The organism is Novosphingobium sp. 11B (assembly GCF_054589055.1).
This window is the reverse complement of the sequence record NZ_BAAILP010000034.1, coordinates 1-9,548: the sequence shown is the minus strand read 5'-3', so window position 1 is coordinate 9,548 and position 9,548 is coordinate 1. Positions and strand designations below refer to the sequence as shown.

Genomic DNA, 9,548 nt, shown 5'->3' with positions numbered 1-9,548 from the left:
GTCCGTGGCATAAATTGCCTCGCTGCAGGACTGGTCTAGACACCCATTTTCCTACTGCAAAGCAATCGCTTACGCCACTCCCGCCAACCCTATCACCCGCCTCCGTGAATAAAACAGGTTAGGCTGTTGCCATGCGGTGAGGTGACTCGGATATGCTGTGACCTGACGGCGGCAATGGATGCACCATGAAAGACGAGGAAATCATTCTGCGCATCGAAACGTTCGACGCGGCCAACGGCGGCGGCGTCGGATGGTATGAGAACAAAGGCGCTTACCATCTCTATCTGCTGGCAACCGAGGCACCGATCGCCCGCCTCAAGCCTGTCGGCACGCGTGACGAAGTCAGGCTCGGCTACTGGTCACACCAGCGAAAATGGGAAAATATCGATGATATGGGCGGATGCGTCTTGCCCCTCGATCAAGCACTCGACCACGTTGCTGAAAACAGCATCTTCTGGACCTGGACCTGACCAAAAACGTACAAAGTCGAGCTCAGCCCTATCGAATTTTAACGCCAAGCGGGAGGAGCCTAAAAAACCTTATCTTCGGTGTCCATCAAACCGCAGCAGGCCAGAGGTCACGAACCTGATAGGCGGAATTTGGTTTTGCGTTTCATTGTGCGTTGCGGTAAAGCACCTGAACGTTCACGCCCATAAACAATCTTAGGAAGCTGTATGAAGCTCAAGAATGTCCTCGTAGTAGCTATGGCCGCTGCGGGCGTGCTCGGTTCCCCAATCGCTGCTCATGCGAGTGCGACCGCATCGGCGGCGACCGGGACGATCGCAAATGTTTCGAGCAATGGCGCGCGCCAGTCGACCGCTGTGCGTAGCAAGCATAAGGCGGACGGCGAGGTTGTTGCCCTTGCGGTCGTCGGCACCGCTGTAGCGGGCTACGGTATCTACAAGGCGGTCGACGACGACAAGTCGAAGGGCTCCTGATTTTTCCAGGTCGAATAAAAGTCCCGCTCTTGGTTTACCGAGGGCGGGATTTTTCTGTCCCTTAGGTTGATGAAGCGTTCGGAAGGCGGTCTGCTCGTGCATAAGGCATTGCGGGAGCACGGGGGTATGAAGCTGCTGTGGTCGAATTCGCGCATCCTAACAGCCCAGCTATTGGTGGTCATTGCCTTTGTTTTTGGTGGAGGTGGTTCTGGTGCTGGTCTTGCGAATCTCGTAGTCCAGTTGGCGGCTCTGGCCGCGCTGTCGCTTAATGCGCGCGCTGCTCTGTCCTTTTTTAAGCGGGCGCCGCGTGGGTTGGTCGTATTGGTTGTGGTGACGCTTCTAATTCCCGCGCTGCAGTGCGTGCCGCTCCCCCCTTCAATATGGCGTCAACTGCCAGGTAGAGATCTGGCAGTCCAATCACTGGCCTTGATTGGCGAAGAACAAAGTTGGATGCCATTTTCGTTGAATGCACCCCGGACGTTCATCGCTTTTCTATCCTTGTTGCCTCCATTCGCAATTCTTGTTCTTACCTTTCAGGCGAAAAATAGTGACCGTCGTGCTCTGCTGGCCGTGCTAGTCATCTGTGGAATATTCGAGGTTCTCGTCGGCACCCAGCAATTGGCTCTTGGGAACCAAGAATTCATGTTTTATGCGCAGGCTACCGGAACGCAGGATTTGCAGGGGACTTTCGCAAACCGCAATACGGCGGGCCTTTTTATAGACATCGTCCTGTGTGCTCTAATTGGGATTCTCTGGCGTCCTCGCCCCCGCTTGCTGCCTGTAGCAATAGGCGTGGTCCTCGCGTTGTTTCTTGGATTGGGCCTGTTCCTCACTCGCTCACGTTCGAGTATGGCCCTAGCCATCATACCGCTCTCGATGCTGACCATCTATATGTGGAGTTTTCGCGGCGAATTTATCAATCCGCGCTGGCGTTCGCTTACGTTGATCGGTGCACTGTTAGGTCTGGCTGCCGTGCTTGGTATTTTGGCAGGCAACGCGCGCATTCAGAACAGTCTGTCGCGTTTCGATACGCTGGAAGATGCTCGGCCTGCGATCTGGAGGGACACGCAGTCGGCTATCGCCAGATTTTGGCCATTGGGGAGCGGCATCGGGACATTCGATGAAGTGTTCCAAGTGGATGAGTCTCTCGAGAGTTTGAGCCCTGGCCGCGCTGCACGCGCGCACAACGAATATCTCGAAACTACCCTCGAATCGGGAATTCTAGGGGTAACCGTTGCTGTTTGCTGGGGTGCCCTCATCGCCATTTTGGGATGGCGTGGCATCCATGGGGAAATAGACCGTGGGCCTCAGGTCGCCGCACTTGCCGGTTTTATGCTCTTGGCTTTGCAGTCGATTCTTGATTATCCCCTACGCAGTCAAGCGCTGCTGTGTGTGGCTGCTTTAATGCTTGGGTTGATGCTCAGAGGGAAAGAAAGAAAAGGCTAGCTGCAGTTCAGAGAACATTAATACCCCGAAGGGTGCAAGTGATTTAATTGTGGGCGCAATCCGTTGTGTCGCAACTTTATGGCGGGAAAAGACTTGCAAAACGTTGGTTTGAACAAGGATGTGGCGGGAAGCTATCCCGAGGATGTCGCAGACGGTCCTGATTTTGCTGCCGTCTTCAAGGCGGTCCTTCAGGCTATCCGCCGCAACATTGTTTTGATCCTCACGATCATGGCGGGGACCATTCTTGCTGGTGTCGTGCTCACTCTGCTCATTACGCCAAAGTACAGGGCGAATGCGCAGGTTCTTATTGAGGATCAGGCGGATCAAATCATTGAGGGTAGCGAGCTTCAGAAGGTTGGAGCTGGATGGGATACCGATCGCTTTTTACAAACCCAAATGGGCATCATTCAGAGCCGTTCGCTCGCTCGTAACGTCGTACAGAGTGGCGGGTTCGACAAAAAGCCGGCCTTCTTTGAAGCGCTTGGGGCAACGATCCCCGAGGAGGATGGCCTCAAAGGCAGGGGGTTGGCGGAGGCGCGTCAGGACGCTGCGGTCGATTTGCTGCTCAACAATATCGAGGTTGAACTTCCATCCGACAGCCGGATCGCGACAATCACCGTTACAAGCCGTGATGCGGGACTAGCCGCGAAAATCGCAAATATCTACGCCGACCGTTATGTCGAATACAACTTAAATCAAAAGTACCAGAGTTCCGCCTACGCACGTCGTTTTCTCGGCGATCAGCTTTCCGAAGCTCGCGCGAAGTTAACGCAGTCCGAGCGTGACCTTAACCAATACGCACGTGCGGCGGGTTTAATCCGGGTCACTAGCCAAGGCGACAGCGGAACGCAAGAAGCGGCGCTCTCCGTCACGAATAACAAGCTGGTGCAGTTGAATGATGCGGCGTCGAAGGCTGTGGCCGATCGTATTGCTGCCGAAGATCGGTGGAATACGCTGGCGAAACAGCCCGCGCTTAGTGTGCCGGAGGTGAACTCCAACCAAGCCATCCAACAACTCGTCGGTGCAAAGACCAAGATTGAAGGCGAACTGGCTGAAGAGCGGTCTCGGCACCTAGAAGGCTATGTTACTCTGGACTCAAAGCGTGCGCAGATTGCCGAACTGGATCGGCGAATCAATATGCTTGCCGATACGCTGAAGAAGACTGCTTATATCGATTACCAAGCTGCGCTTGAGAAGGAAAAGTCTCTTATCGATCAGGTTAACACCTTGCGCAACGACGCGCTGGGTGAACAAGATCGGGGTGTGCAGTATTCGGTATTGAAGCGCGTAGCTGATACCAATCGGACTCTCTACGAAACGCTACTATCGCGATACAATCAGATTAGTGCGATGGCAGGCGCTTCGAGTAATAACATCACAATCGTCGATCGTGCTGAAGTTCCACGCGTCCCAGCCTCACCTAAGCTCAGCATAAGCTTTGCGGTTGCATTCATTCTTGGCCTCATTTTTGCTGCGGCAGCTGTGTTCCTACGTGAGATTTTCGATGACACCGTGCAAACACCAGACGATGTCGAACGTAAGTTGAGCATGCGTTTGCTCGGTCTTATCCCGCAGATGAAGGAGGGGGAAAGTGTCGACGACCAAATCGCCGACCGGCGATCTGGCATTAGCGAGGCATACCGTTCATTGGTCACGAACCTTCGCTACTCGACATCTACAGGGCTCCCGAAAGTTTTATGCGTTACAAGTTCGCGTGAAGGAGAGGGCAAGTCCACCACTGCTCGCACACTCGCGCGCGACATTGCCAGTTTGGATAAGAAGGTATTGCTGGTGGATATGGATCTTCGGCGCCCGACCCTGCATCGCAAGATGGGAACGGATGGCCGCGCCGGGCTAACTGATCTTCTGACGGGTAATAAGACTTTTGATGAGGTTCTGGTACAATCTGAATTTGAAAACCTTGATTATATCTCTGGTCTGCCGACGCCCCCTGATCCAGCCTTGATCCTTTCGGGAGATAGTGTGCCCGCCTTCTTTGCACAGGCGCGAGAGAGGTATGATGTTGTTATTGTTGATTCCGCTCCTCTGCTTGGACTTTCGGATGCGGTGATCCTGGCGAGGCATGCTGACGGTGTGCTATTTGTGATCGATGGGTCGGGCTTCCATCGTGGTGCCGTTAAATCCGCGCTGCGCCGCCTTTCGCTTGTCGATGCCAATATTCTTGGCGTGGTGCTGAATCGCTTTCAGCCACGCGTGGGTGACGATGACTATCAATACTATACCTACAATTATTATAACTACGGCTCAGATGCTAAGTGATGAACAGTTGGTAGGTGGCGGGCCAGGCAAGGTTGTTTTCACGATTGTCTGGTACTCCTTGATCATTTTCATCGCGCTGATGGCGGTCGGCGTCGAGCTAGATCGTCAGGGCAGGGGCGATCTAACCGTCGCAATGTTGGTTCCGGACCGGTTTCGAGCCGATTCCTTAGGCATCCTTAGCCGTTATGCTTTCGAGCGAGGCGATACTGTCGAGGGGGAGGCACTTGCCCGTACGCTCGTCGAGCGGCGCCCCATACCAGCCGAAGCGTTGTCACTGTACGCCGCCGGTTTGATCGCGAATGGCAAGGAAGATACTGCCACAGGCACTCTACAAATCGCCGCAAGCCGCGGTTGGCGCGATCGCTTTGTGCAGAGAGTAGTGATTCTTTCTTCCTTGCAACAGGGTACGCTGCAGGTTGCTGCAAACCGTGTTGTTGGTCTGTGGCGTTTGGGGGAGAGGTCCGATTGGCTGAAGGACCTGACTCGAGCCACGCTTGAAGCGCCCGGAGGGGTATCTGCTTTCGAGAACGCGTTAATCGCACATGATAAATATTTGGGTACCGATTTCCTTCTATGGGCTGCGGTGAACTTGCCTGTAGCTACGGTTGAACACTTGGCAAATCATATGGCAAATCATGATAGCCAATTTGATTGCTTGAGGCTATCAAGTCAAACTGAGAGCCTTGTGACAACTGGAAATTTGAGGTCAGCGACAGTTTTGTGGAGCGCATTTTGTCGTTCTGTTGGTCGTACAAGTGTTGATTATCTCGAATTTACTCCCGTAAGCGTCGCTCCGGGGCCTTCGGACTGGCGTTATCCCGAAAGCCCAAACGTTGATGTAGAGGTGGTTAAAATTCACGGTGCTAGCGTACTGCATTATTTGAGTACTGATCCGTTGCTCCGTACGGTTGCACGTCGATACATTGCTCTGAATACTGGCCGTTACACGCTAAAATTAGGCAATGATTCCGTTTCTTCTAAAGTAAAGTGGCATATTGCATGTGTCGGTGGTGGTGGGGGGGCGGTTGATGTTCCATTGGCGGGCGAAATCGAGCATGAATGGTCTTTCACAATCCCAAAGAAATGTCCCGCACAAGAACTGAGTATCACGGTCCGGTCAGGCTCGAGCGACATTGCGTCAGCAAGACTGTCCGGTGGCGAATAATTATTTGGACGCCTTTTCCTCGGTGATTTTCGGTAAACGCCAGCAGAACCGTACGCATCCGCTAAGAGGCTGTTTGGAAAATCGGTGGCGGGGGTTGTCGCGAGGCTCTGCGTCTGATTCAGGCTCTGGATGTGGACCCATCAGAGCCGAGGGCGCATGGCCCAGATTGCCAAGAAGACGAAGCGCTATCCCAGTGATTTGGCCGATGAGGAATGGGATCGCCTAGCGCCCCTGATGCCCAAGCCGGGGCGCCGGGGCCGTCCACGCGAGGTGGATTTTCGCGAGGTAATCAACGCCGTGCGCTACCTTGTTCGGTCGGGCTGTGGCTGGCGAATGCTGCCGATCCATTTTGGGGCATGGCAGACGGTCTATGGCTGGTTCCGGGAACTGGCTCGCAGGTTCCTGTTCCACAGTATCCATCCGGCGAGGCCCGCCTTGCGGGGCCGGTTAACGACCGGTCTTATGAGCGCTCTTACGAGCGCGCTTAGGAGCGGTGATGAGCCAGATGACAGTGTTTTCCGGGCCAGAGCGGCGGCGGCGATGGACACCTGAAGAGCGACGATCAATCCTGGCTGAGGCTTTTTCCGCCGGCGCCTGCGTGGCAGACGTGGCGAGGCGCCGTGACGTATCGACCTCGTTGATCTACACTTGGCGGCGCAATCTCTACAAGACGAGGGGCGTCGCCGCGCCCAACGATGGGACTGAGTTTGCCGAGGCGGTGATGGTCGAGGACGCACCTACAATGGCGGTTGGCGCGAGCCCTGCGATCGTAGTGGATCTAACGCTTGGCACGCGGGTCAGCATCTTTCCGTCAGCTTCATCCGCTATCGTATCGGCCGCGCTGGCCGCGTTCCGATGATCCCGGAAGGCGCGCGGGTGTGGATCGACAGCCAGTTGTCGCGCATGAACTGCCAGACGTTCTCGACGGGGTTGAGCTCCGGGCACCTGGGCGGCAGCGGCATCAACGTGATGTTGGGCGGCACGACCAACTCGACCGATCCATGCCATCCGGCCTGATCGAGCAGCAGAACGGCATGTGCGCCTGGCGCGACGTGGAAGGCGATCTCCTCGAGGTGCATGCTCATCGTCTCGCTGTTGCAGCGGGGCATGACGATGCCGGCGGCTTTACCTTCGGCGGGACAGATCGCGCCGAACAGCCATGCCGAGGAGCGCCGCTGATCCTTGGGTGCCGAGGGCCGCGTGCCGCGCTTCGCCCAGCGCCGGGTGAGCTTGGTTTGCTGACCGATGCGAGCCTCGTCCTGCCACCACAGCTCTATCGGCGTTCCTCGCGGGAGGCGCCGCCTGATCTGCGCCAGGCGGGCAGCGAAGCTTTTTTAAAATCGGCAATGTCGTCGCCCTTCTGCCCCCGATGGCGGGGCCGCGCCGAGAGCTTGCGGTAGCCCATCGCGCGAAGCTCACGCCCGAGGGTATGGCGCGTGACCGAGAGCGCGAACTCGTCCCAGATCCACTGGGTCAGATCGGCAAGCCGCCAGCGCACCACGCCATGCGCCGCGGGGATTGGCCCTGCCTCGACTATCGCCGCAAGCCGCGCGCGCTGCTCGTCATTGAGGATCGCGGCCCGGCCCGGCGCCTTGCGCGTCGTCAGACCATCGGGGCCGCCTTCGTTGAACCGCAGGACCCAGTCGCGCACGATTTGCAGCGTGACGCCGGCAACCTTCGCCGCTTCGCTCCGGCTCCCGCCGTCCAGGATCAGAGCCACCGCCAACAGCCGCCGGACCTGATCCGCATCATCGCTTCGTCGCGCAAACTGCCGCAAATCCGCCGATGTGTAGTCAGACCGAACCCCAATCGCTGCCGCCATCGCAAGCCTCCACGTGCCTGCTACGTCGAATCAGATTTTCACGAGCTTGGGAATCCCCCGCGTGAGTCAGCCTCAACGCACCTTGGTATTACGGCTTGCCTACGTTCCGGCCGAGCTCTTCGCGTACCCCGCGAACGAACTCGCGGTCGTGGAAAATCCTTCGTAGGGGACGCCATCATGATAAGCGAGCGGCCTCCGGAAGTGGAAGATCGTGCTGTTCCCGGACACTGGGAAGGCGATCTCATCTTGGGCCTGCATAGCTCGGCGATCGGCACTCTCGTCGAACGCAGTTCGCGATTTACAATGCTGCTGCACCTGCCCCGCGAGGAGGGGTATCAGCGTGGGCAAGGGGTCAAGAATGGGGCGCCGCTTGCCGGGCATGGAGCCGAAGCCGTCCGCAAGGCCATCGCCGAATCCATGCGGGAGCTGCCAGAGAAACTCCGTCAGTCGCTAACATGGGACCAAGGTGCCGAGATGGCCCAGCACGCAGCGCTCCGGGTCGATAGTGGACTGGAAATCTACTTCTGCGATCCGCAAAGCCCGTGGCAGCGTGGCTCAAATGAAAACACCAACGGCCTGCTCCGCCAGTACTTCCCAAAAGGCACCGATCTTAGCCGGCACTCGATACAGGAACTCGAAGCGGTTGCTCACGCCATGAACACGCGCCCGCGAAAGACGCTCGGATGGAAGACACCTGCAGAAGTCCTCGACCAGTTCCTCGCCCCGCAGTAGGAAGCAGGTGTTGCGATGACCGGTTGAATCCGCCTTGCGAACCGCGGTCGCTGTGATGGATCAGGCCGCCCCAATGAACGGGACGTCGATCGTGGATAGCCTGCTCCAGCGCATCCAGCACGAAGCTGGCGTGCGCTGTCCGGCTGACACGCCAGCCCACGATATAGCGAGCGTAGACGTCGATCACGAAGGCGACGTAGACGAACCCCGCCCAGGTCGCGACATAGGTGAAGTCGGAGACCCATAGCATGTTTGGCGCTGGAGCATGGAACTGGCGGTTGACCTGATCGAGCGGGCATGGCGCCGCCTTGTCCGCGATCGTGGTGCGAACCGGCTTGCCGCGGATCACCCCTTGCAGACCAAGATCTCGCATCAACCGCTGTACAGTGCAGCGTGCAACATCGAAGCCCTCGCGCTTCATCTGCCGCCACACTTTGCGCACACCGTAGACGCCGAAGTTCTCGGCAAAGACCCGCAGAACTTCGGGCTTCAGCTCTTCATCCTTCCGGGCACGAGCAGATTGCAAAGCCGGGTCTCGCTGCGGATTCCGACCATCGCGCGCAGGCATTCCGATTTGATGCCGCGCAGCGTTCCGATCTGATCGCGCGCAGTTGAAGCGCCTGATCGTTGGTCGTGGATGTCACCTATGTTGGCGCCTTGGTCAAGCCGCGGCGGTGGCGGCATTTCGACGCATGGATTCACCTTCGAGTTCTAGGCGGTGTGCGTTGTGAACGAGGCGGTCCAGGATGGCGTCGGCGTAGGTCGGATCGTTTATGGTCTGATGCCAGCGGGGCACCGGAAGTTGGCTGGTGACCAGCGTGGAGCGCTGACCGTAACGGTCCTCAAGGATTTCGAGCAGATGGTGCCGGGCGTTGCCGTCGAGAGGCTGAAGCCCCCAATCATCCAGGATCAGCAGATCGACCCGGGCAAGGCTTTTCAGGCGAGCAGCGATACGGCCGTCACCCTTGGCCAAGGTGAGTTCGTCGATTAGCCGCGGCAACCGGGTGTAGAGAACGGAACGGTTATCACGGCAGGCCTTGTGACCGATCGCACAGGCCAACCAACTTTTCCCGATGCCGGTCGGGCCGATGATGGCCAAGTTCTCGTGCCTGGATATCCATTCGCCAGCGAGCAACGTCTCGAAGAGCCGGCGGTCAAGACTGCG

Annotated in this window: 7 protein-coding genes and 4 pseudogenes; 8 read left to right on the top strand and 3 right to left on the bottom strand. The window is 57.3% G+C overall.

From position 1 onward, the window contains the following. The first annotated feature begins 185 nt into the window (after positions 1 to 185). The 7 genes and pseudogenes from ACYPYD_RS02920 (at position 186) to tnpA (ending at position 6,688) form a co-directional block, all read left to right on the top strand. Positions 186 to 470, top strand: a complete 285-nt coding sequence (locus ACYPYD_RS02920; RefSeq protein ID WP_036528601.1) for a hypothetical protein — start codon at positions 186 to 188, stop codon at positions 468 to 470. Between the two features lie 204 nt (positions 471 to 674). Further along, positions 675 to 938, top strand: coding sequence for a hypothetical protein (locus tag ACYPYD_RS02915; protein ID WP_459662014.1), 264 nt, complete (start codon positions 675 to 677; stop codon positions 936 to 938). A gap of 126 nt (positions 939 to 1,064) precedes the next feature. Further along, positions 1,065 to 2,384, top strand: coding sequence for an O-antigen ligase family protein (locus ACYPYD_RS02910; RefSeq protein WP_459662013.1), 1,320 nt, complete (start codon positions 1,065 to 1,067; stop codon positions 2,382 to 2,384). Positions 2,385 to 2,462: 78 nt separating this feature from the next. Next, positions 2,463 to 4,664 carry a GumC family protein gene (locus ACYPYD_RS02905; protein WP_459662012.1) on the top strand — a complete coding sequence of 734 codons (2,202 nt, stop codon included), beginning with the start codon at positions 2,463 to 2,465 and terminating at the stop codon, positions 4,662 to 4,664. Further along, entirely contained in the window at positions 4,609 to 5,829 is a 1,221-nt protein-coding gene (locus ACYPYD_RS02900; protein ID WP_459662011.1) for a hypothetical protein, read from the top strand. Before ACYPYD_RS02905 ends, ACYPYD_RS02900 begins: the two co-directional genes overlap by 56 nt. Before the next feature lie 129 nt (positions 5,830 to 5,958). After that, a pseudogene (locus tag ACYPYD_RS02895) lies at positions 5,959 to 6,249 on the top strand (transposase); the annotation flags it as partial. Positions 6,250 to 6,325: 76 nt separating this feature from the next. After that, entirely contained in the window at positions 6,326 to 6,688 is a 363-nt protein-coding gene (gene tnpA / locus ACYPYD_RS02890) for an IS66-like element accessory protein TnpA (protein ID WP_459662010.1), read from the top strand. Here the strand turns inward: tnpA and ACYPYD_RS02885 are convergent. Further along, positions 6,684 to 7,651, bottom strand: a pseudogene (locus tag ACYPYD_RS02885) (IS630 family transposase); the annotation flags it as partial. The gene tnpA and the pseudogene ACYPYD_RS02885 overlap by 5 nt on opposite strands. An 87-nt stretch (positions 7,652 to 7,738) precedes the next feature. Here ACYPYD_RS02885 and ACYPYD_RS02880 point away from each other — a divergent pair. Further along, positions 7,739 to 8,383 (top strand): annotated as a pseudogene (locus ACYPYD_RS02880) (IS30 family transposase); the annotation flags it as partial. 34 nt (positions 8,384 to 8,417) lie between these two features. Here the strand turns inward: ACYPYD_RS02880 and ACYPYD_RS02875 are convergent. Next, positions 8,418 to 8,915 (bottom strand): annotated as a pseudogene (locus ACYPYD_RS02875) (IS3 family transposase); the annotation flags it as partial. A gap of 129 nt (positions 8,916 to 9,044) precedes the next feature. Further along, positions 9,045 to 9,548, bottom strand: a 504-nt coding sequence (istB, locus tag ACYPYD_RS02870; protein ID WP_459662009.1) for an IS21-like element helper ATPase IstB, incomplete at its 5' end; no start/stop codon positions are given.

Excerpts from the sequence above, each read along its gene's own strand:
- ACYPYD_RS02905 (WP_459662012.1), top strand. The coding sequence starts at position 2,463 with ATGGCGGGAAAAGACTTGCAAAACGTTGGTTTGAACAAGGATGTGGCG.
- ACYPYD_RS02900 (WP_459662011.1), top strand. The coding sequence starts at position 4,609 with ATGACTATCAATACTATACCTACAATTATTATAACTACGGCTCAGATG.
- ACYPYD_RS02910 (WP_459662013.1), top strand. The coding sequence starts at position 1,065 with ATGAAGCTGCTGTGGTCGAATTCGCGCATCCTAACAGCCCAGCTATTG.
- ACYPYD_RS02915 (WP_459662014.1), top strand. The coding sequence starts at position 675 with ATGAAGCTCAAGAATGTCCTCGTAGTAGCTATGGCCGCTGCGGGCGTG.
- tnpA (WP_459662010.1), top strand. The coding sequence starts at position 6,326 with ATGAGCCAGATGACAGTGTTTTCCGGGCCAGAGCGGCGGCGGCGATGG.
- ACYPYD_RS02920 (WP_036528601.1), top strand. The coding sequence starts at position 186 with ATGAAAGACGAGGAAATCATTCTGCGCATCGAAACGTTCGACGCGGCC.